The 25,567-nt window shown below is 45.7% G+C and carries 33 protein-coding genes and 1 other annotated feature; of the genes, 10 read left to right on the forward strand and 23 right to left on the reverse strand.

All coding sequences use genetic code 11. From position 1 onward, the window contains the following. Positions 1 to 182: 182 nt before the first annotated feature. From ACV3PA_RS11895 to ACV3PA_RS11915, 5 genes are all read right to left on the reverse strand, one after another. Positions 183 to 1,427 (reverse strand): MFS transporter, encoded by a 1,245-nt coding sequence (locus ACV3PA_RS11895; RefSeq protein WP_456124885.1) that lies wholly within the window; start codon positions 1,425 to 1,427, stop codon positions 183 to 185. A 337-nt stretch (positions 1,428 to 1,764) separates the two neighbouring features. Further along, on the reverse strand, positions 1,765 to 2,073 hold the full coding sequence (locus ACV3PA_RS11900) for a hypothetical protein (protein WP_456124886.1): 309 nt from the start codon (positions 2,071 to 2,073) through the stop codon (positions 1,765 to 1,767). 106 nt (positions 2,074 to 2,179) lie between these two features. After that, on the reverse strand, positions 2,180 to 2,857 hold the full coding sequence (locus ACV3PA_RS11905; protein WP_456124887.1) for a hypothetical protein: 678 nt from the start codon (positions 2,855 to 2,857) through the stop codon (positions 2,180 to 2,182). Next, on the reverse strand, positions 2,829 to 3,473 hold the full coding sequence (locus ACV3PA_RS11910) for a hypothetical protein (protein WP_456124888.1): 645 nt from the start codon (positions 3,471 to 3,473) through the stop codon (positions 2,829 to 2,831). Before ACV3PA_RS11910 ends, ACV3PA_RS11905 begins: the two co-directional genes overlap by 29 nt. 44 nt (positions 3,474 to 3,517) lie before the next feature. Continuing rightward, positions 3,518 to 3,775 (reverse strand): hypothetical protein, encoded by a 258-nt coding sequence (locus ACV3PA_RS11915; RefSeq protein WP_456124889.1) that lies wholly within the window; start codon positions 3,773 to 3,775, stop codon positions 3,518 to 3,520. Positions 3,776 to 3,923: 148 nt separating this feature from the next. Here ACV3PA_RS11915 and ACV3PA_RS11920 point away from each other — a divergent pair, with 148 nt between their 5' ends. Together ACV3PA_RS11920 and ACV3PA_RS11925 are read left to right on the forward strand one after the other, a co-directional pair. Beyond that, positions 3,924 to 4,205, forward strand: coding sequence for a hypothetical protein (locus ACV3PA_RS11920; RefSeq protein WP_456124890.1), 282 nt, complete (start codon positions 3,924 to 3,926; stop codon positions 4,203 to 4,205). A gap of 140 nt (positions 4,206 to 4,345) precedes the next feature. After that, positions 4,346 to 4,567 carry a hypothetical protein gene (locus ACV3PA_RS11925; protein WP_456124891.1) on the forward strand — a complete coding sequence of 74 codons (222 nt, stop codon included), beginning with the start codon at positions 4,346 to 4,348 and terminating at the stop codon, positions 4,565 to 4,567. A gap of 44 nt (positions 4,568 to 4,611) precedes the next feature. Here ACV3PA_RS11925 and ACV3PA_RS11930 read toward each other — a convergent pair whose 3' ends face one another. After that, the gene (locus ACV3PA_RS11930) at positions 4,612 to 5,283 is read right to left on the reverse strand and encodes a 5'-methylthioadenosine/S-adenosylhomocysteine nucleosidase family protein (protein ID WP_456124892.1); all 672 of its coding nucleotides are present in this window, start codon (positions 5,281 to 5,283) and stop codon (positions 4,612 to 4,614) included. 254 nt (positions 5,284 to 5,537) lie between these two features. Between ACV3PA_RS11930 and ACV3PA_RS11935 the strand changes: the two genes are divergently transcribed. Next, complete coding sequence (locus ACV3PA_RS11935; protein WP_456124893.1) at positions 5,538 to 6,407, forward strand: helix-turn-helix transcriptional regulator; 870 nt, start codon at positions 5,538 to 5,540, stop codon at positions 6,405 to 6,407. 63 nt (positions 6,408 to 6,470) lie between these two features. Here the strand turns inward: ACV3PA_RS11935 and ACV3PA_RS11940 are convergent, their stop codons facing one another. From ACV3PA_RS11940 to ACV3PA_RS11975, 8 genes are all read right to left on the reverse strand, one after another. Next, complete coding sequence (locus ACV3PA_RS11940) at positions 6,471 to 7,274, reverse strand: ankyrin repeat domain-containing protein (RefSeq protein WP_456124894.1); 804 nt, start codon at positions 7,272 to 7,274, stop codon at positions 6,471 to 6,473. Positions 7,275 to 7,390: 116 nt separating this feature from the next. After that, positions 7,391 to 7,972: an AAA family ATPase gene (locus ACV3PA_RS11945; protein WP_456124895.1), complete on the reverse strand. Its 582-nt coding sequence runs from the start codon at positions 7,970 to 7,972 to the stop codon at positions 7,391 to 7,393. 30 nt (positions 7,973 to 8,002) lie between these two features. Beyond that, positions 8,003 to 8,785, reverse strand: a complete 783-nt coding sequence (locus tag ACV3PA_RS11950; RefSeq protein WP_456124896.1) for an aminoglycoside phosphotransferase family protein — start codon at positions 8,783 to 8,785, stop codon at positions 8,003 to 8,005. Positions 8,786 to 8,810: 25 nt separating this feature from the next. Beyond that, positions 8,811 to 9,776, reverse strand: coding sequence for a LacI family DNA-binding transcriptional regulator (locus ACV3PA_RS11955; RefSeq protein WP_456124897.1), 966 nt, complete (start codon positions 9,774 to 9,776; stop codon positions 8,811 to 8,813). After that, a complete protein-coding gene (locus tag ACV3PA_RS11960) occupies positions 9,751 to 10,599 on the reverse strand; it encodes a Cof-type HAD-IIB family hydrolase (protein WP_456124898.1) in 849 nt (282 codons plus the stop codon). Before ACV3PA_RS11960 ends, ACV3PA_RS11955 begins: the two co-directional genes overlap by 26 nt. Positions 10,600 to 10,712: 113 nt before the next feature. Then, positions 10,713 to 11,189, reverse strand: a complete 477-nt coding sequence (locus ACV3PA_RS11965) for an NUDIX hydrolase (protein ID WP_456124899.1) — start codon at positions 11,187 to 11,189, stop codon at positions 10,713 to 10,715. A gap of 19 nt (positions 11,190 to 11,208) precedes the next feature. Beyond that, positions 11,209 to 11,619, reverse strand: a complete 411-nt coding sequence (locus tag ACV3PA_RS11970) for a hypothetical protein (protein ID WP_456124900.1) — start codon at positions 11,617 to 11,619, stop codon at positions 11,209 to 11,211. A gap of 30 nt (positions 11,620 to 11,649) precedes the next feature. Continuing rightward, complete coding sequence (locus ACV3PA_RS11975; protein ID WP_456124901.1) at positions 11,650 to 12,336, reverse strand: VOC family protein; 687 nt, start codon at positions 12,334 to 12,336, stop codon at positions 11,650 to 11,652. A 132-nt stretch (positions 12,337 to 12,468) separates the two neighbouring features. Between ACV3PA_RS11975 and ACV3PA_RS11980 the strand changes: the two genes are divergently transcribed. Together ACV3PA_RS11980 and ACV3PA_RS11985 are read left to right on the forward strand one after the other, a co-directional pair. Then, positions 12,469 to 13,125 (forward strand): carbon-nitrogen hydrolase family protein, encoded by a 657-nt coding sequence (locus tag ACV3PA_RS11980; RefSeq protein ID WP_456124902.1) that lies wholly within the window; start codon positions 12,469 to 12,471, stop codon positions 13,123 to 13,125. Positions 13,126 to 13,184: 59 nt separating this feature from the next. Beyond that, positions 13,185 to 13,421, forward strand: a complete 237-nt coding sequence (locus ACV3PA_RS11985) for a hypothetical protein (protein WP_456124903.1) — start codon at positions 13,185 to 13,187, stop codon at positions 13,419 to 13,421. On the opposite strand, the gene ACV3PA_RS11990 is transcribed toward ACV3PA_RS11985, so the two are convergent. The 3 genes from ACV3PA_RS11990 to ileS are packed head-to-tail and all read right to left on the reverse strand — an operon-like array spanning position 13,415 to position 17,487. Further along, on the reverse strand, positions 13,415 to 13,891 hold the full coding sequence (locus tag ACV3PA_RS11990; protein ID WP_456124904.1) for a GNAT family N-acetyltransferase: 477 nt from the start codon (positions 13,889 to 13,891) through the stop codon (positions 13,415 to 13,417). The genes ACV3PA_RS11985 and ACV3PA_RS11990 overlap by 7 nt on opposite strands. A 16-nt stretch (positions 13,892 to 13,907) precedes the next feature. Then, positions 13,908 to 14,393 (reverse strand): SMI1/KNR4 family protein, encoded by a 486-nt coding sequence (locus tag ACV3PA_RS11995; protein WP_456124905.1) that lies wholly within the window; start codon positions 14,391 to 14,393, stop codon positions 13,908 to 13,910. A 10-nt stretch (positions 14,394 to 14,403) separates the two neighbouring features. After that, entirely contained in the window at positions 14,404 to 17,487 is a 3,084-nt protein-coding gene (gene ileS / locus ACV3PA_RS12000) for an isoleucine--tRNA ligase (protein WP_456124906.1), read from the reverse strand. Between the two features lie 56 nt (positions 17,488 to 17,543). Next, positions 17,544 to 17,789: a binding site (T-box leader), on the reverse strand. Positions 17,790 to 17,872: 83 nt separating this feature from the next. On the opposite strand from ileS, the gene ACV3PA_RS12005 reads away from it, so the two are divergent. Continuing rightward, positions 17,873 to 18,421: a GNAT family N-acetyltransferase gene (locus ACV3PA_RS12005; protein ID WP_456124907.1), complete on the forward strand. Its 549-nt coding sequence runs from the start codon at positions 17,873 to 17,875 to the stop codon at positions 18,419 to 18,421. Positions 18,422 to 18,425: 4 nt separating this feature from the next. On the opposite strand, the gene ACV3PA_RS12010 is transcribed toward ACV3PA_RS12005, so the two are convergent. The 4 genes from ACV3PA_RS12010 to ACV3PA_RS12025 form a co-directional block, all read right to left on the reverse strand. After that, entirely contained in the window at positions 18,426 to 18,845 is a 420-nt protein-coding gene (locus tag ACV3PA_RS12010; protein ID WP_456124908.1) for a hypothetical protein, read from the reverse strand. A gap of 142 nt (positions 18,846 to 18,987) precedes the next feature. Then, complete coding sequence (locus ACV3PA_RS12015) at positions 18,988 to 19,374, reverse strand: hypothetical protein (RefSeq protein ID WP_456124909.1); 387 nt, start codon at positions 19,372 to 19,374, stop codon at positions 18,988 to 18,990. A gap of 1 nt (position 19,375) precedes the next feature. Next, on the reverse strand, positions 19,376 to 19,576 hold the full coding sequence (locus ACV3PA_RS12020; RefSeq protein ID WP_456124910.1) for a helix-turn-helix transcriptional regulator: 201 nt from the start codon (positions 19,574 to 19,576) through the stop codon (positions 19,376 to 19,378). Positions 19,577 to 19,724: 148 nt separating this feature from the next. Further along, a complete protein-coding gene (locus tag ACV3PA_RS12025; protein ID WP_456124911.1) occupies positions 19,725 to 20,534 on the reverse strand; it encodes an HAD-IIB family hydrolase in 810 nt (269 codons plus the stop codon). 93 nt (positions 20,535 to 20,627) lie between these two features. Here ACV3PA_RS12025 and ACV3PA_RS12030 point away from each other — a divergent pair, with 93 nt between their 5' ends. Continuing rightward, on the forward strand, positions 20,628 to 21,098 hold the full coding sequence (locus tag ACV3PA_RS12030; RefSeq protein ID WP_456124912.1) for a DUF2975 domain-containing protein: 471 nt from the start codon (positions 20,628 to 20,630) through the stop codon (positions 21,096 to 21,098). 106 nt (positions 21,099 to 21,204) lie between these two features. On the opposite strand, the gene ACV3PA_RS12035 is transcribed toward ACV3PA_RS12030, so the two are convergent. Next, positions 21,205 to 21,381: a hypothetical protein gene (locus ACV3PA_RS12035; RefSeq protein ID WP_456124913.1), complete on the reverse strand. Its 177-nt coding sequence runs from the start codon at positions 21,379 to 21,381 to the stop codon at positions 21,205 to 21,207. A 205-nt stretch (positions 21,382 to 21,586) separates the two neighbouring features. On the opposite strand from ACV3PA_RS12035, the gene ACV3PA_RS12040 reads away from it, so the two are divergent. Both ACV3PA_RS12040 and solA read left to right on the forward strand, forming a co-directional pair. Next, the gene (locus ACV3PA_RS12040) at positions 21,587 to 23,332 is read left to right on the forward strand and encodes a methyl-accepting chemotaxis protein (protein ID WP_456124914.1); all 1,746 of its coding nucleotides are present in this window, start codon (positions 21,587 to 21,589) and stop codon (positions 23,330 to 23,332) included. Positions 23,333 to 23,402: 70 nt separating this feature from the next. After that, positions 23,403 to 24,545, forward strand: coding sequence for an N-methyl-L-tryptophan oxidase (gene solA, locus ACV3PA_RS12045; protein WP_456124915.1), 1,143 nt, complete (start codon positions 23,403 to 23,405; stop codon positions 24,543 to 24,545). Between the two features lie 58 nt (positions 24,546 to 24,603). Here the strand turns inward: solA and ACV3PA_RS12050 are convergent, their stop codons facing one another. Next, a complete protein-coding gene (locus ACV3PA_RS12050) occupies positions 24,604 to 24,873 on the reverse strand; it encodes a hypothetical protein (protein ID WP_456124916.1) in 270 nt (89 codons plus the stop codon). A 150-nt stretch (positions 24,874 to 25,023) separates the two neighbouring features. Here ACV3PA_RS12050 and ACV3PA_RS12055 point away from each other — a divergent pair, with 150 nt between their 5' ends. After that, entirely contained in the window at positions 25,024 to 25,542 is a 519-nt protein-coding gene (locus ACV3PA_RS12055) for a transcriptional regulator (RefSeq protein ID WP_456124917.1), read from the forward strand. The last annotated feature ends 25 nt before the right edge of the window (positions 25,543 to 25,567 follow it).

Below are 25,567 nucleotides of genomic sequence, written 5' to 3' on the forward strand. Positions count from 1 at the left end.
CGCAGTTTGTTGTGTTCTATTTTTGCATAAATCGCGTGAAATAAAAACTAGTTTTTTGCAAGAAGTAAGATTCCTTTTCCTGGATGTTAAAAGAGTATACGAATGCAATCGATTGCATAATTACAAAAAAGTAACAAACGACTCATGCCGTCTCCTACTTCATTATGTAAACTAAGTTGTTTTTATAGACGTTGATTAATCTTTATTTTCTCTTCAGCAGTAGTCTCGAACCTCGTGCTGACAGGTACCGTTAACGCTCTAAGTAACGGGTGAAGTAAGAAATAGCAGAAAAAGCCAAAGTAGCCGATGCCAGAGATTAATAAGATCGTCGTACTAGATATCCATTCACCGAACACACCACCCGCGAAATAACCAAGTGGACTTAAGGAACCTAACAATGAAGAGACGAACGAAAAACCTGTTCCTAAATAGTCCGGCGGAAGATTGACTTGAATGAGTGTATACAAATAAATACTGTTCACCCCAATACCGATCCAAGCGATTCCAAATAAGACGATTGATAACAGACCAGCATCTATTAAAAACGAACTAATCCAAAATAGTCCGGATAAGAGTGCAGCAATCGGCATGACACGATTAAGGGCAAACGTCTCCAAACGACTTGAAATCAAAGTCCCAATCATCGTTCCGAGTGAAATCGCTGCTAACCAAAATCCATACTCCGCTGATGTCTCAGAAATGATCGGTAACACCGCAAGTCCCATCGTCGCGAGAAAATTCATCCCGATGATGCCGTATACGATTGCCAAGAGCTTTTTTTGCTTTTGGACGACATAGAACCCTTCCTTGAAGTCATGCTTATACTGTTTCCAAAAGTTTTGCCTAGAAATAGGTTGTTCCTTGTTCGAAGGTGGTACTTTGAGTGCGAGCAAAAATAAGAATCCGATGCCTAGTAATACGACACTATTCGCAGCGAATACGATACCGACGCCGACAAACAAAATCACGATGCCTGCTAACGCATCGGCAATTAAATCGAGCGTTTGATAAGAAAAGGCAAACACCGAATTGACCTTCGTCAACTGATCTTTTGAGGCCAGTCGTTCGATGAGCGTATTTTCGGTAGGATACGAGATTTCCGCTAGTGTTAACGCTAAAAACAGCATGACGAACAGTAACGGAATCCAGAGCGTTTCGTTAAAATAGAGTAAGGTGATGAATCCGACCAAAATTGCTTGTCCGACGCCTGAGAAAAACAGGATCTTCTTTTTCGAATAGCGATCGATGATCGGACCATACAAAAATTGAATCGTTACCGGTAACACAGCAATCGTACTCGTTAATCCGACCAGGAATGGCGAATTCGTCGTTGTCTTGACGAACCAAACGATGGCAACCATATAAAAGCTGTCTGATATGTTCATCAAAATTCTGCCAAGCAATAAAGTGGTTAATTGTTTATTCAAGCGACTTCCTCCCTACTAATAGTTAAATTTAATTGAACTTTAGTGTAGAGTAAAGGACTGGAAGAAAAATGTAAAGCATTAAGTTCAATTTAATTTAACTTAATATACAAAAAAAGCGCTTCTCGTAAATAGAGTCTTACGAAGAAGCACGTTTACTAATATGTAGATGATGTCCTAGCGTCACACATAAAAATGATTACCTTTTTAATCTGTTCCGATTCAACACAATATCGCCTCTAATCCTTCTATCATCCGCTTGAATTTCGAATGATTATCGATTCGATTAGTAAAATTCTGAAATCAGCTACTGAAACGGTTCATAATGAAATTCTACTCCTCAAGAGATCGTTGATTTTTTACGTTTGACGATCAAAAGTACGATCACGAACAGAAACTCAAGAATCGTAAAAATACCGACGAAAAAATAGACGACTAACACCTGACTGATACCATCGACTGCGATCGTGTAAAACCAAAGTAATGAAATACCAATCGTATACAGAAGATTAACGATCGTTCCACTAATCAGACTGGCTTTCAAGCTTTTCTTACTCCGCGCCTGACTCACGATGATGATGATGGCACCGATTGCCCAGACGATTAATATGAGTTCAAGGATAGATTTGTCGTTCCATTGGACATCCATGATTTATTCCCCTTTTCAGTAGACTGACTAATTGAACAAGATTAATACCTATATTTTACAGCAACATAAACTCTTCCAGTCTCCCTAAATTTAGGTGAATAAGTTTTTAAAAATCCATGTCAGAATAGTCCTTTATTTTCCTAACCCGAACACTTTCGTCCTGACCGACGTAATCAGTTTCTTTCAAACGGTGCTGCACAACGAGTAGAACCAACACAATCGCTGATAGCACACAAATCGTCGCGTAGTACGGTTGCACGACGCGCTCGAACTCTAAAGCCGATAGCACTTGTAAGATCGTCAATCCAGCTAACATCCCGTGGAAATATCTCTGATAATTGCGCGGGATTCCAGCTTGCCCAAACGTCTCATACCAGACGAATAAGCCGAGTCCGAATGCGAGTCCGTTTAGGATCGACGATGGGAGGAGAAATAGAAGGATTCCAAGAGCAAGCATTAACCAGGCGTACCGAATAGCAGGCTTAAAAAAAGCGGGATCGAGTTTCGGTTCTTCATCGATGACATGTGCTGCTTTCTCTTCTTCAGTCAACGGTCGAAAACCGACTGCTCCCTTCTCTTCCGCTAACTCGAGCATCCTCTTTTTCATTCCAAAATAAAACGGGAATTGTTCTTTGATGACCTCCCCTTCATCCGTTTGACCATCCGCTTGTTCTTGCACAGATACTTGATACAGCGTACGCCCCATCCGGTAGCTGACCCAGTACTCGGTCGTTTGTCCATTATTGCGTTTAAGTTCAATCACCTTCGCTTGTTGATTCGTCATGATACGTGATTCCTTTCGTTGCTAGTTCTTTTAATTGTTCTGTCGCATACAGCAGGAGAATGAATCCTGAAACCAGACAGACGGTTCCGTTAATCGAGAGATTGATCGATGATAAATAGTTTTTCGATGAGCCGGCTAACGCGAACATGAAAAGAGCTCCTGACCATCGATAAAAGCGAGCATGTGCTGATTTTTCTTCAAGATAAATCGGCCAAAAAAATATCAGAACAGCGAACGTCACATAGCCTGGAATTGGCAAGACAATTGTTAGTGTCAGTAATCCGCTCAGTAGGGTAAACAGCGCGCTTAGAATACGTAATTTTATGAACCGTCGTTCTGAACGAAAATCCATCGCTTTTGATAGATTTATCGATGCGCGCACATACCCATCGTCTAGTTTCTCACGTACCCATGCTTTCTTCTGTCGATACGCGAGAAAGGAATTCTTGAATACGATCCGCTTCGTCGCCGACTCTTCGTTTCTTTCCATCATATCCTCGCTATCGATCGCCTGTTCTTTACGGGCAACCCCTTCCCGGCAGAACAAGGTGCGACCTTCTTGGTAGAAGACAATATGATACACACGATCGTCGACTTGTTTTAGTAATTGAATCATGATCTGAGCTCCTCTTTACTTTGCTATATCGCTTCTTTTGAGACTTACCATGCTGCACTGACACCGTATAGAATGAACAATCCACCTAATACACAGATGTAACCGTAATGTCTGACGGTCAATGAACAAAATAGGATGACGCCAATTGACAGGATGATACCTAGTAGGAATGAGTCACTATTGTCAACATTATCCGCATGTCCCGCTAAAGGTGTCTTATTCGCATGCTTTGAGCGGATGAAATAGATGCCTAACGTCAACAAAAAGAATCCGACACCAAGACCAAGGAGTGGCAATATCATTAAAACACCCTCCAATATATGACATTATATTATTAGAATCCATTTATGTATTATATACTTATTCAGTACGATATTTTCCTTTATTAAGTTTCATCCACTAATTTTTTCTACGTCGCAATATATAAAGAAAAGTCCTGGAGGGATGGGGATGCAAAAAGATGAAGATAGACTACCTTTTTACTTAAAGCGAATCCCCTTTTTTATTATTTCTTACTTTTTTGCACCTTTAGCGTACATCTTACTTTTCATCAAATGGCGTACGTTAGATTCTTCCGTGCGAGATGCACGACTGATTGTTGCATCATTATTTTTACTACTCTTCATCGTTGATTTTTTTCCGGCTGGTCTATATCAAAACATCGTACTTGCTATCGCCCTCACAGTTGGTTTGTTCATTACCTTCATTGGATTAGGTGGTGGCACAAAATAGTCGGTTAGCTGTACATCCGGATATACAAACATCGTTTTGTTCCGAATCCCATCAATCCATTCCACCTTCTATATATATCCATTTTACCTGCTCATTATTTGATATACTAAACAAACTATTTACGAGAAAGGATGATAAGAATGTGGAAGGCTCTCTTATTTTCTTCCGTCTGGATCGGTATCACGATTCCCCTTGTGTTAGCTATCATCTTTACGGCTTTCAAGTCATTACTTGCTTTTGATACGAGTGGTATCCTCATGTTGATCATGATGGCGATTGGTTCAATCCTTGATCTCTATGTGGCAATTCGCATTTGGACGTGGATTGAACATAAGCTGTACAAACGAAAGCATTACATGTAAAAACGCAGATTGTTCGTTCAATGATGAACGAGACATCTGCGTTTTTATAAAAATCGTGCCAAATAAACAGAAAAAATTTTAGTCATGACTTTCGGCGTGTTTTCGATATAAATCCGCATCTGCTCGAGGTTTGCCTCGACGGCGTCTTCTTCTTTCTCTTCCGTCGGAAAGTCAGAAATGCCTTTGATGATGATACATTCGACTTCGTTTTTCTGGCAGACGTATGCGATAGCCCCTGCTTCCGTATCAGCAATCGTCAGCCCGTTATCCCGCAACTCGACGTAATCTCGCCACATGACGACAGCGCGGTCTGCCGTTCCGATCGTTCCTGTATGAAAATCGTTGCCGTACGTTGACACGTCAAGATCGACGACGAACGAAGGTTTGATGAGTGGTTCAATCTCTTTGACCGTGCAATCATATTGAACGGCTCGATTCGGAACGATGATATCGAGTACATCATGTAGTGGATCGATACCGGCACACGTTCCAGCAACGATGACCTTCGTCAATGAAAAGCGGAGGATCATATATTGATTGGCTCCGATGCCATTTACTTTTCGAACGCCTGTGCTGTAAAACAGAAGTGTCTTCCCATTTATCTCACGCGTGAAGTATTCACCATACGGATAAGTGATTCTTTCTTCAGGCGAGACATGAAAATATGCCTGTGTCGCGTCGAACTCCCATCTGGTGGCGATGCTGATTCCGATCATGTCGTATTCCTCCTTTAAGTTCTACTGCCCAATGTATGTTTTATTTTACGATAATTTATTCTGTTTTAAACTGGTTTTTCCCAGAAGATAGCAATTATTATCAAAAAACGTTTTTCATTCATGCCTATAATAAGGAGGTAAACAAAACAGAAAAGGAGTCCTGCCGATGATTCTCGATTTATTGACGTACATTGTAGCCGAACTATTGCATAGTCTCATGTATACATCGTCCACAAAACGCTCGGAGCAAATCAATGACTGCCATTAATGTCATCATCAAAGATATCGAAGCGCATCTATTCGATGAGTGGTTACTCGAACAACTCGCAGAGCGCCATTACTACTCCACGTTTCATTTCGGACGACTCTTCAAACGACAAGTCGGTCAGACGCTCGGGGAATATGTCCGTTTACGCCGTTTGTCAGTCAGCGCCACTCTTTTAAGAGATGGTGTCGACTTGCTCGAAGTTGCATTGATGTGCGGGTATCAATCGCAAGAAGCATATACGCGGGCGTTCAAAGGGTTATATCATTTACCTCCACGAAAATATGTAAAGCTGATGGAACTAATGACGAATAAGGAGATGATTCAAATGAAAGAACAGCATGTTGAAGGTTGGTTTTTAAGCGGCAGTCATGCCGGATCCTATACACTTAGCACCGATTCAGACATCGTGCATCAAGGACGGAGCTCCGGAAAAATCAGATGCACGACTGACACTGAAGAAGCCGGGATGTTCGGTACGATGATGCAAAGCATACAAGCGACCTCTTATCGAGAGAAACGAATCATGGTCGCAGGCTTTTTGCGAACGGAAGCAGTCGGTCAAGCGGCCATCTGGTTCCGTGTCGATGACATCCACGGCGAACCGTTACAGTTCGATAACATAACGAATCGTGGATTGAACGGTGACCAAGACTGGACGTATTGTGCCTGCGTCCTTGACGTTCCCCTTGAAGCAGCATCACTTCACTTCGGTGTATTACTTGAAGGAGCCGGTACGGTTTGGGCGGATTCGTTCACCTGTCACGAAGTCCGATTATCCACTCCATCCACGAATCAATTACATCAGGAGGTTCTCCCGTTACATCCGACCAATCTATCGTTCGAAATGACGATGTGAGAGGAAGACGAAAAAATCCAACACGTGAGAACCCTTTACAGTTCTTCGGTGTTGGATTCTATATTATTCTCTTTCTCTTGCATCAATCTCTTTTTGTCTTAAGATCTCAGCGATCTGATGATGTTCATTCTCGATGGCAATATCACGCGCGGAATGTCCTTCAGCGTCACGGTGAAGTGGATCTGCTCCATAAGAGAGCAACATTCGGACAATACGTTCGTATCCGTTCTCACTTGCTAGCGTCAATACAGTCGCTCCCGCTTCTGAAGGGTGACTCGTCTCACTATCCGCACCAGCTTTGAGTAATGCCTTAACGGCTTTCGGATGGTTATTTTCAACTGCTAAATACAGTGGTGTGACGCCCTCTGATCCCTCTGCCTCGATATCGGCTCCCGCTTCCAGCAAGAGTGTAACTTTTTTTGCTTTCCCTGCCTGAGCGGCAACGTGTAGAGGCGTTAGTCCCTCACCCTCTTCAGTTCGTTCGTGTAACAATTCGATATCTTGAACCAATTTGCGTAGGATTTTTTTATTACCCGGCCGACCTGCGATGAGATGCAGTGCTGTAAATCCATCCCCTGTTAAATCTAGATAGGCGCCCCGCTCCATCAACAACAAGGCGATTTCTGATTTTCGATCATACAACGCGATGTGTAGTGGTGTCATCCCGTCCTGATTGGGTAGATTGATGTCTGCTCCGTGATCGAGCAATAATGTAACGATTGTCATATGCCCTTCCTGGATCGCCCAGTGGAGTGCTGCGAATCCCTCTTCATCCCATTCGTTCAAGTCATCCCCACGTTCGATACAACGCATGACCTGTTTCTTTTTCCCTAAATAGGCTGCATCTTGAATGGATCGCTTCCCCATATCGGTTCGCCCCTTTATCAACTCTGTCGTTACTGTTCATTTTACAACAATCTGCTTCGAGAAAGCGAAAAAACCATCTTGAACAGTTCCAAGATGGTGACTCCCGTGTATGTGACTCATTTTTCTAATGCAAGCAGTCGAATCGCCGTTTGTCGGACTTGCTCCGGCGTTTTATCCGTCGTATCGATCATATGTACCGGAAACCGTTCATACCATTTTTCTTCGAATACAAAAAGCGGTTGGTGCTGCTCAAAGGAGTGACGCTTTCTTGACTGATCAGCATCGCGTCGCCCTCGTAAGACGTTGTCTGGTGCTTTTAGATAAAGAATCTGATTAGACCGGCACGTTCTTAATGCCTCGAGTTCCATCTGCAAGCGTGATGCAATGTCCCAGTCGTGACCGTGTACTTGTGGATAATGCAGCGTATAGAATTCAAGATCTTCCGGACCACGATCCAGCAATATGAGTCCTTCAGAGAAGTTTTGAAAACGATCAAGTTTTGCTTGAATGAACAAGCGTTGATTTTCGACAAATCCATCCTCGGTTTGAATGTCTAATCCGAGTTCCTGTCGTTTTTGAACGATTGAATAGGGATTTTCATAATAAATATGAAGATCAGGATAAGTAGTTTCCAATGCTCGCACGAGCGTCGTTTTTCCAGATGCCATGGCACCTTGAATCGAGATGATCGTTCTCATGAAATGACGTTCCTCCTAGCTATTCTTACGTTACGTATTAAAAAAATAGGAACTGATATCTGGATGATGCACAAGTTGATATAACTGATCCCGCTCTGCGTCTTGAACTTGTTCAAGCGTCCGCAGGATGGCCATCAGTCGTAACCAGTTCGAGAGGTTCAACAGTGGAAACGATGTCGATTCTTGATAGCGTTCAAGGTATTCGCGACAGACATACCGCCGTACCTCATCCGGAACTGCTGTTCCACCCGCCGTCCGTAATAAGAGCAACGTACGCGCCACATCGGCAACAGGCGGACCCATCGTCGCATCATGCCAATCAATGACGATGAATTTCTCATCCGCTGTCACGAGGATGTTCTGAAAATGAAAGTCTCCGTGCAGTAACCCTTTATTTTGCGGAACGTAAAGTATTTCTAGTAATTGTTCCGCTTTCCGGCGCAAATCAGATGATAAATAACATATTTTTGAATACATGACGTCATGCCAATCAGGTGCTAACCGCGATTGTTGCCGATGAATCAGTTGATGTAGCGTCGCAAAAGCGTCTAGAAAATCTGTCATTCGACTAGGTTCAATTAGGTCTAATAATTCACTGCCGTCGATGCGCTGCATCTCGATGAACGGGGAGTCTTCTAATTCAATAGCGAAGACGTTTGGTGTCGGGATGACCGTCCTTTCTAGTTCTTCGAGCATGCGAAATTCTTGAGTGATCCGTTGCTTTTCAATCGATGCTTGAAAGTACTTGCGGACTCGTGCGTCAGAGATCTTTATTACAGTAGCAGTAGAACCTGCTTTTGCGTTAGTCATCAATATATACCTCCCATCTCTTGTTTCGTTATGTCGTTTGTCGAATTATCAAAGATGGTTCCAGTAAAGAAAAAGTACCTTCACTATGTTTCATCGCGTCATTCAATAACTGTTCTGCTGCCAGTCTGCCAAGCATGACAACCGGTTGTCGAATCGTCGTTATTTCAAGCGCTCTGGCAATCGGTACATCATCAAACCCTGTGATAGCGATGTCCTCTGGAACTCGAACCCTATGTTGCCGAAATTGATGGATGAGACCTGCTGCGACTTCATCGTTCCCAACGATCATTGCGTCTGGTAAGTCTGCCGTTAGAAGTTGACCCGCTAATTCTTGTCCGTCCTCGAAAGAATAGCAGCGATCAGCGTACCACTCATTTTTATGACTAAGAGTAGACGTCTTAAGATATTGATCGAACGTCTCCCGTCTGACTCGTCCCACTCCGCTATCTGGATTTCCAATGCAAAGTCCAACTGTTCTGGCGCCTCGTTCTTCGACATGTTGTACCAACATCGTCATCGCTTTCTCGTGATCAAAATAGATCGATGGCACGATATCCTGATGATCTTCGCAGGCAACGACCGGTCCGAACGAACGCATCGTCTCAAGTAACTGTGGCTGACTGATTGCTCCGATGATTAGCCCGTCAATCCGCTTATCGCGCAGTTGTTGAATACTTGCTTCTTCTCTTACTGGATCGTTTTCCGTCTGGATGACAAGCAGTGTATGATTTTGTTCCGTACAGACCTGACCGATTCCATCAATTAATTGATGAAAAAACGGATGACCCACCCGCGGAACAAGAACTCCGATCGTATGTGTCTTACCTCGTGACAGGTTGATCGCATTTCCGTTCGGACTATAGTTCATTCGCTCCATCACGTCTAAGATTGTACGTCGTTTCTCTTTTGATACGTGCGGATGACCGTTCAAGACACGGGATACCGTCGACTTCGAGACACCCGCTTGTTTAGCGATATCCGAGATGTTCGCCATGCTGTTCCTCCTTGTTCCGTTCCCATTGTTCTAGGTCGTTCAATGCCTCAGCTACACCATCCTCATCATGGTCACTCGTGATGAATGTCGCTCTTTTTTTGACAGACGCTTCAGCGTTCTTCATCGCGATTGATGTTCCCGCCACTTCGAACATCGGTAAATCATTTTGATTGTCACCGATCGCAACGACGTCCTTAAGTGCAATCCCATATACTCTCGTGATGTCTTGAACAGCGCTCCCTTTCGTTACTCCACTCGCCATGACTTCTAGGTTGAACGCACCCGAACGTGTCACAGAAAACGACTGCACCTGAAGGAGTTGCTGTTCGAGATGCGCTAATTGCAATTGATCAGCTGAGACGAACATGAATTTGATGATATCGAGTTGATCGACGGTGATAACGTCGACTGTCTCAACTCCCTGTTGTGTCACTTGTGCTTGAATTGCTTCTTGAAATACACTTCCTCCCCCTTGAAGTCCAGCAAGCGAATATCGAGGTAACAAGATTCGATCCTGTAGATAAATATGTATGAATACGTTTGTGGAACGTACTACCTCCCAAATCGTTCGACTACTGGAACGATCTAAAAAGTGCCGCTTGGGAATTCCGATCTTGATCTCTGCTCCATTCGCACCAATGACCGGACAATCGAGTTCATGTTGGTCGAGTATTCGTTGCGCATCAAAGGCGGCTCGTCCAGTGACGATGACGACGACATCTCCTTGGTTTTGACGTCTCTTAATCGCTGTCCGATTTGCCTCTGAAATCTGACGTTTCTTATTCAATAACGTTCCATCTAAATCAATCGCAAACCATCGCATCGCGTTTCCTCCTTTTACTGTCTCCTTGATGCTACTGTCTGGAACGCGTCCCAGCGCAACAAAAAATCTTGAATGACAGGCTCATTCAAGATTTTCGATTCGTACCAGTTGCTTCAGATGGAAACGTGATGCGCTATTGCTTGCTGTTTTTCGACATACTCCATCAAAATTGGCTGTTCCGGTAGATTTAGGTTTTCCGGTAACTGATCCATGGCGAAGAAGCGTAACTCCGCGACTTCTAGTGGATCCCGAACGACTTCTCCTGTATAGGCGGTACAGAGGAAAGCTGAGATGACGTTATAGACCTCGTCTCCGTGCGGATACTTGTAGTAAAAAGCGTCACCGGAATAAACGTTCAACAATTCGAGTTGCTCTGCTTCAAGTCCCGTCTCTTCTTTTAACTCTCGTTTCGCTGTTTCAGCAAGCGTCTCCCCGATCTCGAGCGCGCCACCAGCGAGTCCCCAACATCCGTTATCTTGCCGCCGTTGTAACAAGACCTCTTGTTTGTCGTTGACGACGATGACGCATGCTCCGGCCATGACGAGTGGTCGTGTCCCGACCAGTTTGCGTAATTCTGTGATATATCCCAAAGCATTCAGTCCTTTTCCATTAGATTACCCTTGTTCTCACACGGACCCGTTTGATTCCCGTCAATAGAAGACACAACAAGATGATGCCTGAAACAAAGAGTACATATGTATGAATCGTAAAGAGTGAACGGAGACCGATCACTGCCGAATTCTGCTGCATCTCAATCCAAGTGCTTAACATAATCCCGCTAATTGCAAGTACGATCAGCACTCCGACCTGTCGACGTGTCAGCGAGACATACCTCAAGACACGCATGCCTTCCCGGACGACGAACGGTAGGAAAACGAGGAGTGCTACGACTGGTAACACGACCGGGTCACCACCTTGTTGAATCGGCATTGACCGTGTCAAATAACCGAATAGAAAAAAGAAGCCACACACGAACAACAATAATCCGAACGCGATACTCGCATTTGAGGCTTTGTTCATCCTACTTCCCTCACTTTTCAAAATAGTTGATTACGAAGAGACTGCCCTTTGGTGCCATACACCATTTGCGTCAAGCCGAACACGGTGTCGTCCATCGAGTTCCATCTCGATTGGACTGACTTTCGCTGTCTTCGGTGAGAACAACCATGTCCGCCCTTCTGGAACGAGCAAGATATGCGTTCCATCCGCGACCGGACCGAGGAAGTTAAGTGATGCGCCGTTAAGTGGACGCTCCCGGCGCTCGAGGACACCGATGTCCGCCAATTGTTCACCAACAGCAAGCACATCTTTCACTGTCAGACTCATCTCACCGATTCCGAGGATATCGGATACATCAAACGTTTGACCTTCTTTCGTCGGATTGATTTGATGCCGCGCAATCAGTTCGAGCACGTTCTCATCTGGATCATAAAAGTAGCAGGAATGTGAGTCCGTGAAGTCAAAATAAATCTCATCCTGTCCGTCTTCAATCAAGAGCGGTGTCCGCGCTTCAAGCCACGCTTTTCCTTCTTGAAAGACGTTCTCTGGAATGTTGAACGCCATATGGTATTGCGTATCAACATCGTCTGTCTGCCGATACGTCAGCTGATCCGTGCCGATTTGCATCGTAAAGGACTCGTCTGTTTCCGAAACGAGCGGAAACCCGATCTGATGTATGTAAAAATCCTTCATCGCCTGTAGATGAGGTGTTACAAGAGTGGTTTTTGAAATGTTCATGCTGTTGACCTTCCTTCACTTACAGTAAAATTTATCAAAAAGCGATATGCTTTATTTTACCACTAATGGTAAAATCATGACGAATGGAAAGTCTGATTTTTCAGATATATTTATGCATGAGAGGATGTTTTGATGAAATTATTAATTGCTCAACCGAAACGCGAGACCGGACTCGCACAATTTGAACGCGAAGTTGCCGCTTATCCTGAAGTCGATCTGATTGTCTATCCGGAAGGATACTGCACGATCGCAGAACTCGATCGCGTGCAACACCTTGCGAAACAGTTCAAGACAGCCGTCGTCCTCGGTTATAAAGATGCGACGAATCTCGATCGTGCCGTCATCATCGATGCGACCGGGACGATTCTCCTTGATCGCGCGAAGACACCTGAAGCTGGACCTCTTTATACACCATCAACAGCAAACGATGGTGCGTTACGTTACGGGTACCTCCTCTGTCGCGAAATCTTCTTAGGAAACGATGGACTGCGCGAAGAATCCGGACTTGATCTCATCTTCAATCCGATTGGTGTCGGCATGTTTAGTGAAGAACAGTATGCCGAGTGGTCTTGTGAAGCGCGTATCATTAGTCAGGCGCAACAAGCGCTCATGATCGGGACGAGTCATGCCGATGGTTCGTACCGTAACTGTGGTTTTTCAATTCCGATTGCGTTCGTCTATGACGAGACCGGTGAGCCGTTACTGCTGTCTCATAACGATACGCGGACACGCTTGTTTGATACGCTCACGCGACTCGTCGAAGTCGTCGGAACACCGTCTTTATCGTAAACAAACACACGCTTCTTCCGGTCAGAAGAAGCGTGTTATCTCATTCAGGAGGTGCTCAAATGTCCCAAACAGATCGTGCATCATTCTTTTGGAACCGGTATTTTTATATTTTCTTCCCCTTGTTCATCTTCGGCGTCAGCCATGAATCGTATTTGGTCGATAACCCGTTAGCTAGCTTAGAAGACATCGGTGAATTCGTCTTATTCTTTGGTCTCTATCTGTTTCACTTTGCCGTCCTTACCGCTCTTTTAACGAATCTGTGGTGGTTCTTCCTTCCGACAAAACGAGCTCACTGAGACACGGATTTTTGATAGGAAACAAGTGTCGCTCGATCATTGAGCGGTTGGGTGACACCCGTCAATCGGTAACCCATCTTCTCATAGAAATAACAATTGCGCGTCTCTTCACGAATCGTCCGCAGTTCCCATGTCGCAGCATTCGGATATGCTGCTTCAACGAGCTGTAATGCGCGTTGTGCGATCCCTTCACCTTGACGGGCTGGATCTAAGAACATCGGACTGATTGCGTAGCGACTCGGCGCTTTCTCAACGACACAAATTCCGCCGACGACGACAGCGTCGACGATGATTTGATGGAACGTACTGCCTGGATGCGTAATCCGGTGGATGACACGATCAATAGATTCGTTCGCCGGATTCGTTGCATGATCTTGGTATCGTTCGAGCGTCTCTGAAAATGCCTTGAGTTGAATCGTATGAAGTTTTGTAGCGTCTTCACGTGACGCTGCCTTTAATTGAATGTCCAATAACGCTCTTCCTCTCTTAACGGAACCAATCCCAAAATTGTGTACCTTGCGCGACAATCAAGTAATCAAGCCATCGGTCGAAGCCGAACGGCATCGCGTCTTCTTCCCACTCCTCGAAATTAAGAAATTCCCCACTCCAGATCCGATTTCCTGCTGGACGATTCATCTCGTAGACGATCCACTCCCCGTCTGGTCCTACGCCGATCGCTAAGAAGTTTTCGGGACATTCCCAAATTTCGCTATACGTCAGGCAATCTTCGATTGAAAAGAGTTCGAATCCATCGTTGTACGATAACGTTTCGTGCTGAAAGAGCTTCGCGCCGTTGTGTTGACGCAAGAACATCTTGTAATCGTCTGTCGTCCAGTCGGGTAACAGCGCGAGCTGTTCGTCCGTTGCTCCGGGATGGAAGATAAAGCGTTCCTGGGCAACGTATCCTTCTTCTTTTTGGACCTCTAACAAATCGTCGACGAGTCGACCTTTTAATGTCTCTAATGCAATCATGATCTTCTCCTTAACAAAATTCTTTCGTTGGTACGAACGAGACAGCCACTTCATGACTGCCTAATCGGATATTTCCTTTACCCTCTAACGCTTCTAGTCGGACAGAGGACAGGGCAAGGTGTTTAAATAATAAAGACTCAAACGACTCGACGATCGGTCGGAACGTTTCGTCGATCGCCAACACGAGGTCAACCCGCGCATCACGTGATAAATCATGCGCCTTCCGTTCAGACTGGATATAGCGGACGAGTTCTCGCATCCAGCGTTCTTGCTCCAGTGCTTCCGTGATTCGGGTATCGAGCGTCACGGTGATTCCACCTTCTGTCGCGGCAGCAAAACCTGTCTTAACGATCGGCTCGACGATGACATCGGTCAGACTTACGTCTACTTCATGTCCTAGTGCTGTCTGATACGATACACTGCCCGTTTCTAGCAAGTTCATCGTCTCCTGCTCTGACAGTTGCTGCAACCATTGATGGATCGCATTCGCCTGTTGCGCAAATTTTGCTCCGGCTTCGCGGAAGTTCAGTTTAAGGCGGAACTGTGTCGTCTCACCAGTCGTTGATAAGAACTGTACGTCTTTTACATTCAGCTCTTCTTTGATGAGTGCCACATAGTCCGACCACGAGAAGGTATCGCTCGATTGGACAGTCAGACTAGCAAGCGGTTGTTTGACCTTTAAGGCATGTGTATTTCGCACTTGTCGTCCTAGCTCAACGACAGTGACGACCTGTGTCATTTCGTATTCCAGAGTAGGTTGGATCAACGTCAAATCAGCCACCGGATAATCCGCTAAGTGTACACTCATTCCCGTCAACCGCTTGTAGAGATCATCGGCAAGATATGGCGTGAATGGTGCGAGCAATCGCGCTGTCGTCGTAAGGGCAACGTGCAGCGTCGTGTACGCGGCTTGTTTCTCTTCCGTCCATTCAGCTTGCCAGAACCGCTCCCGTGAACGACGGATGTACCAATTGCTGATCTCATCGACGAGTTGCGCGAGACTCCGCGTTGCTTGTGTCAGTTGATAATCGTCCATCGCAACCGTCACGTCGTAAGTCGTCTGATGGACACGTGAGAGGAGCCATTCGTCTAGACGCGTGTGTTTTTGTGGACGCGAACTATCAAATCCATCCAGCTCAGCATACGTTAGATAGAACTGGACGGCGTGATCCAGCGTATCGACTAGTTTTGATTTCGCTTCCTGAACGATCCGTTCGGCAAACCGTTTCGCACTCCATGGACTACTATCGACGAGTAGTGCCCAGCGCAGGCTATCAGCACCGTAAGCATCGATCAAGGCAACTGGATCAAGCGCATTGCCACGACTCTTCGACATCTTCTGTCCGTTCTCATCGAGGACATGACCGAGCGCGATGACCCGTTTATAAGCTGATTGTCCGGTAAAGAGCGTTGAGATTGCCTGCAGACTATAGAACCAGCCGCGTGTCTGATCAATCCCTTCGATAACGACATCCGCCGGGTATCGGTTGAGCGTCTGCGTCCGCGACGGATAATGTTGTTGTGCAAACGGCATTGCTCCGCTATCAAACCAGACATCAATCACTTCTGGTGTCCGGTGCATCTTGCCTTGACACGTCGGACACGAGACCGCTAATGCATCAACGTACGGTTTATGCAACTCGACCGACCCTGTCGATCCTGTCGTCCGGCGTAATAAATCCGCTTTATTTTTCGGAACAAACGTTGTATCGCACGTGTCACACTCCCAGACGTTCAGTGGTGTCCCCCAGTAGCGATTACGACTGATGTTCCAGTCGACGAGTTGCTCAAGGAACTTCCCGAATCGCCCTTCCTTGACGTGATCGGGATACCACGTCACAGACGCGTTGTTCGCAAGAAGCTGTTCCTTAACAGCCGTCGTCTCGATGAACCAGTTATCTTGTGCGTAATAAAGTAATGGTGCATCGCATCGCCAACAATGCGGATAGCTGTGCGTATAGCGTTCCTTCGCAAATAAACGCCCCCGCTCAGCGAGCAGTTGGATGATGGCGACGTCCGATTCTTTGACGAATCGTCCAGCAAGTGGCGGAACATCTACCGTATAACAACCAGCAGCATCAACGACGTTAACGAACGATAGTCCATTTTCCCGGACGACTCGGTAATCGTCTTCCCCGTATGCCGGAGCAATATGGACAAGTCCGGTTCCGCTCGTCGCTTGGACGAAGGATGCGCCAACGACCGTGTGACCGTTCTCTGGTGTCACGAAATCAAACGGTGGTTCATACCGCAAGCCGACGAGTTCCGCGCCGAGCTGTTCGGATACGATCTCAACAGATTCTGAGAACAGTTCAGCGACCAACGCCTTTGCGACGATGAAACGTTTCCCTTCAAACGCTACTGTGACGTAGGTCAATTCCGGATGGACGGCAACCGCGACGTTCGCTGGTAACGTCCATGGTGTTGTCGTCCAAGCGAGCAAATATGTCTCCTCTGTGCCGACGACGGGTAGTTGAACCGTCGCTGATAAGTCCGTTACGTCCTGGTAGCCTTGTGCGACTTCATGCGAACTGAGCGACGTCTGACAGCTCGGACAATAAGGTGACACGCGGTGGCCTTTCGTCAACCAGCCTTTGTCATGGATCGTCCCGAGGATATGCCAGACGCTCTCGATGTAATCGTCCTCCATCGTCACGTAAGGATCATCCATGTCGACCCAGTAGCCGAGTTTTTCTGTAAAGGAGCGCCACTGTGTTTCGTAGGAAAAGACGCTTTCCTTACAGCGTCCGATGAATGCTTCGACACCGTAGTCTTCGATCGCTTGTTTTCCGGAGATCCCGAGTTGTTTCTCGACACCGAGTTCGACCGGTAGTCCATGTGTATCCCAGCCAGCTTTTCGTTCAACCCGGAATCCTTGCATCGTCTTGTAGCGGGCGACCGCATCCTTGACGGTTCGTCCGAGTGCATGCCCAACGTGTGGTAACCCGTTCGCGGTCGGTGGACCTTCGTAGAATACGAATTCCGCTTCCGTGCGTTGCTCAATCGATCGTGCGAAGACTTGGTCTTGCTTCCAGTTGTTTCGAACACGCTCCTCGCGTTGTTGTACGGTTTCTGCTTGGTTTTGTGACGTCATCTCTTGTTCGCTCCTTTGTCGGTAACTAAGAGAATACAAAAAAGTCCGCCCCCTTTGACAGGGACGGACTTCACCGCGATACCACCCATATTCCGCCGAGAATACGTGTTCTCGACAGCACTTAGTTGCGCACTAGCATGCGCATTCCATGTAACGGTGGACACCCGGTCACACTTACTGAATGGTTCAGTGTGACTTCTCAGAGAGGATCTTCATGATTGATCTGGCTCCCGGTTCTCAGCAACCCCGGTTTTCTGTAAGACAGAGGGACAATCCCTACTTTTTCTCGTCAACGAAATGATATGCTCTTGTTGTGGAGAATCTTACCATACGCCTTAATTGCAACACAATATTTTTTTACATTTTATTGCAAAGGAGTTTTTATATGTTACTTACTTTCCCAACGCTTAAAACGAACCGTCTCGTCTTACGCGAAGTGTTAGCAAAAGATGCAGCGAGCGTCTTCGACTATTTATCAGACGAACAGGTCGTCAAACAGATGGGACTTGCTCCGTTCCAATCGGAAGCAGACGCGCTCGAAGAGATTGACTGGTACGTTTCGATTCGTCGTGACGGTACGGGCATCCGTTTCGGGATCGCGTTACCAGAAGACAACGTCATCATCGGGAGCTGCGGTTTCTTGAATCATTCCGAACGTCATCAGCGGGCTGAACTCGGTTTTGAGTTGAACCCTGCCTACCAGGGACAAGGAATCGCGAAAGAAGCAGCGCTTGCAGTCATCGAATATGGCTTTAAGGAACTTTCACTCAACCGAATCGAAGCACTCGTCTTACCGGAAAACACCGCTTCGCACCGATTACTTGAACGGCTTGGTTTTAAGCGTGAAGGGTTGCTCCGACAATATGAGAAAACGCGTGGTCAGTTTGATGATTTGTATATGTATTCGATACTAAGGAGTGACTGGTCTGTCTAACGCCTCATTTTAGATTCTTGGACTCTAAGTCTTTTATCCGTCGGTAGACTTCTTCTACTTCGGATTGCGCAAACCAGACATCGGGATGCTTTTCAAACATCAACAAACTGATATACAAATCGATGTTATCAGGATCTAGTTCGACTGCTTTTTTGGCATGGAATAAAGCGATTACGCAAGCTCCCTCGAGATGACAAAGTGGATGTAGCAACAATGAAGACGTCAGATCATGTATCTCACTTGATTCATGGTGTTGTAGTAAATAATTCATAAAGGCATATATAGTGAGATTAAACGTCTCAAACCCTAAACTCAAGATCATGTCAAATCGCTCTTTTTCCGTTAACTCCAAAAATAGTTTTGCTGCTTTCTCAAAGTCCATCTCAGCAATGTATTTTCGCAATCGGTACTCTAACTCTTCCACGTCGGTTATCCTCCTCGATTGAAAATACGCTGTTAATCAGCAACATCTTCCACTAACAAAGACATGTTCTTAATACTTAGAATGTGTCTTTTTATAATGTATTACACTATTCTCCCTGCAGATGCTCAACTGTCATTCCTTTTCATCGATAAGATCGTGCCTTCATGAACTCAATGATTGGTAAGATGACTAAAGCAATCGCGAACAAGACAATCAATAAGAGATTTGCTGACCCATGTATCCATTGATCGAGACAGATGAATCCGAAAATCAGGACGGTCAGGATTTTATAGCTAGTTAAGCCGCTCTCTGTCGTAATTTTTTGACCGAGTTCATCATCTGGTACCGGACGCTCGTCCTCCGTTGTCCGTGCCCACGTGAAATACGAGAAGAACATGATCAACAAAATCGCCAATTGAACGATTGAAAAGAACGTCACGTTATTCTCGATGACCATACTGATGACCGTCAGACTTGCTACTGCCACTATCGTCACTAAAAAAAGAAGCGTTTTTTTCTGCTTAGACATTTTATTCCTCCTGTTCTCCGATAAATAGATGATCGACTTGTGTCTGCAGAACTTTGGCAATATTAAATGCTAACTGCAACGTCGGATCATATTTATTGTTTTCAATCGCATTGATAGTCTGCCGACTGACCTGACACCGGTCAGCCAGTTCTTGTTGCGACAATTGCGCCGCTAAACGTCGCTCTTTGATGTGGTTTTTCACGTTCATTCCTCCACGACGTGTCAAATTCTTTTTACATCTCTACTGTAATCAACATCTTGTTTCATGTCAAAAACTTTTGACACATTTATTTTAATAGTCATTAAAAAAGACACATCCCGGCGACCAGAACGTGTCTTTTTATCATCGATTATGATGTTTGTCCTTTCGCTTGCACGACCTCACGAATCGTCTTTAAGACACTATCCGCATCATTGGTTTCAATAATGGTATGCGCAGATGCTTTCAATTCGGGAACAGCATTTGCAACCGCATAACTATAGTGTGCTCTCTCAAATAGTTCCAAATCATTATAGCCGTCACCGAACGCCATCGTCTCTTCCGGTGAGACTTCTAGAATCCGTTGCAAGTGCTCCACTGTCGTTCCTTTATGGACGTCGACATTTGCGATATCAATCCAGCCTGCTTCGGATGCAACCAAATACGCGTCTTCCTGAAATTCATTCAGCTGTTTGATCGTCTCGAAACATTGCAAGGCGGGGTCATGCACCGTTATCTTGACGAAATCCTCGTTCAGTTCCTGTAATCGTGCAATTGATGTAACTTTGCGATAGGAGCCACGGACGATCTCGAACTCCTCTGGAGAAATCGTATCCTTTACGAAGGCACCATCAGGCGTACACGCAATGATCGTATGTACATCGGATAACATTTCCAAACGGTTGATGAGTCGTTGCCCCAGCTGATTCGGTAAGAGTGATTGGTAGACGAACTCGCCTTGACGTTTGATGCGTGTCGCACTATCTCCAACGATCCACATGCTTGAAGCATCTGTCGCAAATAATTCCTCGATCCGCTCGCATTGTTTGCCACTGACCGGTGCAAAATGAATTTCTTGTTGCTCAAGCAATTGGCGAATTTCTTCAAACAACGGTCGATTGAAGTCCCCCGTACTGTTCAGGAATGTTCCATCCATATCGGTTAATATCAATTTAATCACGTCGTCTCCTCCAGCTCTGACCATTCTTGTTCTGACTTTCTCCCCTGCAGTATACTAAAAGAAAAGTCTGGCGTCTTGAAAGGAGTTGATTTCGTGAATCATTTCGTCTGGCAAGTTCGATTTTTACGACTTATCGTCTTCTGTATCATCTTCGGTCTGTTCGGTTTAGCGGGTCTTGGCATTCCACTTGTCTGGCATGGGATCAAGGAACACTTATTACTCGAGCGCCCTGGCTACAGTGTTCTGTTGACCGCGTATCTTGTCTTCATCCCGACCCTTTTGATTTTATTCCACGCGCTTCGCATTCTACGATACATCTCAATGACGCCTCCAGCTTTTCCGCTCATCACGGCATCCATTCAATCGATGAAGTTATCTTTTTATATCGTTACTATCTTAACGACATGTTTGTTCCCCGTCTTTTTCTACATTGGGCAGATTGACGATGCACCCGGTTTGATTGTCATAGGCATAGTACTAATCCTTGCTCCGTTGACGCTTGGAACACTGCTTGCTTGCATCCACCAATTATTATTGCGATATGTGTTGCCACTCGAATCATGAAAGAAATGGAGGTGACATCAGATGGTCTTGATCGTTTTTGCTATCCTCATCATCGCTGGTCTCGCTTGGTACTTTACTCCATCTCGCTCCTAAGAGCGAGATTTTTTTAGATCACGTCGCATTGATGACTGTCCTGATGTCCTTGTCTCAAGAGAATCTTCGATTGACAACGAAGGCATGTCATCAATCGAAAGGTTGCTTTTTTCGGACTGATCGCGTGTCTTCGTAATTCATTCTCATATACGTGCTTCGCTTTGATTCGATGATTGACTTCACTTTCCATGTTGTTCCCTCTTCTCTCATATTGTATTTTTTTTCTAACTTTAATGTGCCCTAAATCATGCAACATAAATCCTTTTTTAAATGAATCGTTTTAACGAGTGACTAAGATACTCTAAATATCGTTAAAAGGTCCTGTTTAATATGTATTTTCTTAACCGATAAATGAAATATAGACAGAAAATATGAGTTGAGAGGACTAGTTGAACGTGAAGAACACAACCAAGAACCATTCCATCCGAACACGCCTTTTAGTAATGATTAGTTTGATTTTGATTGCCTTTTTTGTTTTTAGTAGCCTTGCCTTATATTTCAATACGAAACAAACGGCTGTCTCGACACTAAAAGCGACAGCTGAAAAAGATGCACTACGCATCAGCAAGACGTTTGATACAGCGGCTTACAGCGAATTTTTACAATCTCCTGTCGTTTCCGAACAATACGAAACGTTACGAACAGAACTCGATACGTTACGTAAGCAAAATGGACTCCTGTATACATACACAGCACGCATCGATCAAAACAAGGTCCGCTTGTTGATTGATGGTTTACCAAAAGATAAGGCTGCAAAAATTAATGCTCCGGCAAGCGGTGCGACCGTCGCCGATATGAAAGACGTATTAATGGGAGACACACATACGACGGACGTCATCAATGATCCGATTTATGGACAGTATATTAGCGTTTATGTTCCGTTAAAAGATACGACAGGGAACGTCATCGGGATCCTAGGAACAGATATTGCTGCGAAGGAAGTTGATGCCCTCACAACGGCGTTATTAAAACAAAATGCACCGCTCTTCATCGGACTGTTATTACTTCTGTTAACGGTCACGCTCGTCTTACTTTACGTCGTACTCGGTCGGAAATTACGTCCGCTTGAAACGTTACAGTCGGTCGCCGCCGCAATTGCCGACGGACGACTCGATCACGCGAAACAGACGTTGACCGACTTACAGATTTCATCGAAAGACGAGATCTATGCGCTTGCGATCTCGATTCGCGATATGAACGAGATGTTACGGACGATGATCGTCGACATCAAACAGACAGCAACTCTCGTCTCGACGACGAGTCAATCGATTGACCAAAGTACGACGGAAGTCCTCGATGGTTCTCAGCAAATCGCCCATACGATGTCGGAAATTGCGACCGGGACCGAAAGTCAAACACAAGTCACTCTCTCATTGAATGACGAGATGAATCGATTCGCTCAGTTAATCGAGACGACGAATCGCTCCGGTCACGCGATTCATGGAACGACCGATCAAATGGATAGCCTGACGCGCATCGGACGGGAGCAGATGTCTGCGTCCGTTGAACAGATGGGTCACATTCACCAACATGTCACCCAGTCAGCGGAACAAATCGATTTACTGAAACAACAATCATCAGATATCCAGACGCTCGTCGGGATCATCCGCGGTATTTCTGAGCAGACGAATTTACTTGCACTCAATGCTGCAATCGAAGCCGCTCGGGCTGGCGAACAAGGCAAAGGATTCGCCGTCGTCGCGACCGAGGTCAAGAATCTCTCGAGCCATGTCGCAAGTAGCGTCAGTGAAATCGCGACCATCGTCTCGTCGATCGAAGCAAGTGCGAAACAGATGCAGCAGAGTTTCAAGACGACGGTCGAAGCAACAGTAGCCGGGAAACAGATCGTCCTTGATACGGACACGACGTTCGAACAGCTAACGGATCAAGTCACGCATGTCGCAACGGCAACAAAACAGATGACGCAACAGATGGAAGACGTTTTGCAGGCAGAACGGTTCATTCGTAATGCCTTAACGGAAATCGCCGCTGTTGCGGAAGAACATACCGCAAGTAACGAGGAAGTCGCCGCTGCCTCTGAACAAATGATCGCAACGATCACGACGTTGCATACGCTCGTCGGTGATTTAAACGAGCGAACGGAACACTTAGAACAAGAAGCCCGTCGCTTCGAGATTTAATCCTTCATTTGTTCTTTTCTAGTTCTCACTCTATACTGGTATGAACTTACATATGAAGGAGTCGAACTGGATGTCCCATTATGATGTCATTATCGTTGGTGCCGGATCCATGGGGATGGCAGCCGGCTACTATCTCTCACGCACTAATCAGAACATCTTACTATTAGACGCTCACAATCCGCCGCATGATCAGGCGAGTCACCACGGGGAGACCCGGATCATTCGCCATGCATACGGTGAAGGAGAAGCTTACGTCCCACTAGCGTTAACAGCGCAACGCCTCTGGTATGAGTTAGAACAGATCAGCGGTCGGCACATATTCTTGAACACAGGAGTCTTAAACGCTGGTCAACGCTCGTCTCGTTCGATGCAGACAATCATCAAGAGTGCTCAGCAATACGATTTACCGCTTGAGATTCTGACGGCTGAGGAAGTTAGAACCCGCTGGTCCGGCTTAACGATGCCTGACGATTATATCGGTTGTTTTGAACCGACGTCTGGTGTGTTGAAGTGCGAAGAGTGTATCGAAGCGTACCGTGACCTTGCGGTCGCGAACGGCGTCGACATCCGAACGAATGCGAAAGTGACGACGCTGACTGCCCGTGCAGATGGCGTTGATATAACCGTTGGACAGGACACCTATTCGGCAAACGCATTAATTGTCGCTGCCGGTGCCTGGTCCGGACCATTACTCGAGCAAATCGGACTCTCCTTACCGCTGCGCCCCGTCCGAAAGACCTTCGCTTGGTTTAAGGCAGAGGAAGAGGTGTTCAACGAAACGCTGTTTCCCGCTTTCGCCTTTGATACACCCGCTGGATACTACTACGGTTTCCCAAGTATCGGACGAGCTGGTCTGAAAATCGGACGCCATGACGGCGGGATCCCGGTTGATCCGAATCAGCCGCGCCGTCCATTCGGTCAGGAGACGGGTGATCTGACTGACCTACAACAGTTCACGAACACGTTCATGCCAGCAATCGATACGTTGTCTCATGGTAAAACCTGTCTCTATACGATGACACCGGACGAGGATTTCATCATCGATTTGCACCCAGACTACCCGCATATCGCGATTGCCGCTGGGTTTTCCGGTCATGGATTCAAGTTCAGCAGCTTAGTCGGAAAAGTCCTTAGTGAATTAGTCATCGAAAAATCGACTCCTGAACCAATTGCACCGTTTTCGATCAAGCGATTTAAACAATTGAAAACATGAAACGACAAAGACCGGCAACGAAAATTCGTTGTCGGTCTTCTCTATCGACGGTATGATTTCACATCGATTCATTCGATTCTTGCTGACTTTTTGCAGCTAGCTTCTCACGCTGCTTCTTCTCATCTTCAGTCCACCAGCCGTGGATAAGTAAGACGAGTCCAAGGATCAATGCACTCATCGGGAAGTATGTTAAATAGTATTCGCCCAGGTTTCCCCCTAGAAATTCTGGTGATAATTCAATATACGCTCGAAACATCTGAACGATGAAGAACAAGAAAAAGCTCGTGATCAGGGCATATGTACCGTAGCGATAACTTGGATTTTTCATAGGATGACTCCTTTCTTTACTATACTCTAGTACAAACCATTCAAGAGATACATCACATTTCCTCTTTTTACATTATCATTTTTAAGAATGTTTCCAAAAACATGCTAAGATAGTTTTAGGAATCTCATCGCTAAAGGAGTCAGATACTTCATGAACTTTAACCTATTCAAAAACCATGTCCGCTTTAAGATTGCGCTCGAATTAATTGATCTTAAAGACGGCTTATCGATCATGCAACTGAACCAACGTTTAACGGATGTACCGCAGTCGACCTTGTACCGACAAGTCAATGCGATGATGGACGATCAGTTGTTGAAAGTCGTCGCCGTTCAGCGTGTCGGAAAAGTCGAAGAGAAAATCTATGCTTTGAACACAAGCGGTTATCAGATTAGTGAAGCAGACTGGAACAGTGCAACGTACGAGGAAAAAGTGAATTTCGTGTCGTTCTACTTCATGTACGTTTTACAGCAGTACCAGACATACTTCGAACAGACCGTTAAGACGCATGGTCAGGATCACTCGACGTTCTCGATCGCGAAACTGCAACTGACGGATGAAACCTTCAATGATTTTCAACAGGATATGCGGACACTCCTCGAAAAATATCATCACTTGGAGACAGAGGATCAGGCAACCGAACGGACCGTCTCACTCGTCATCTTACCGTAGACACTTTCCGTATTCAGGAGGATGT

Source organism: Exiguobacterium sp. EA-TM-5, from assembly GCF_053878415.1.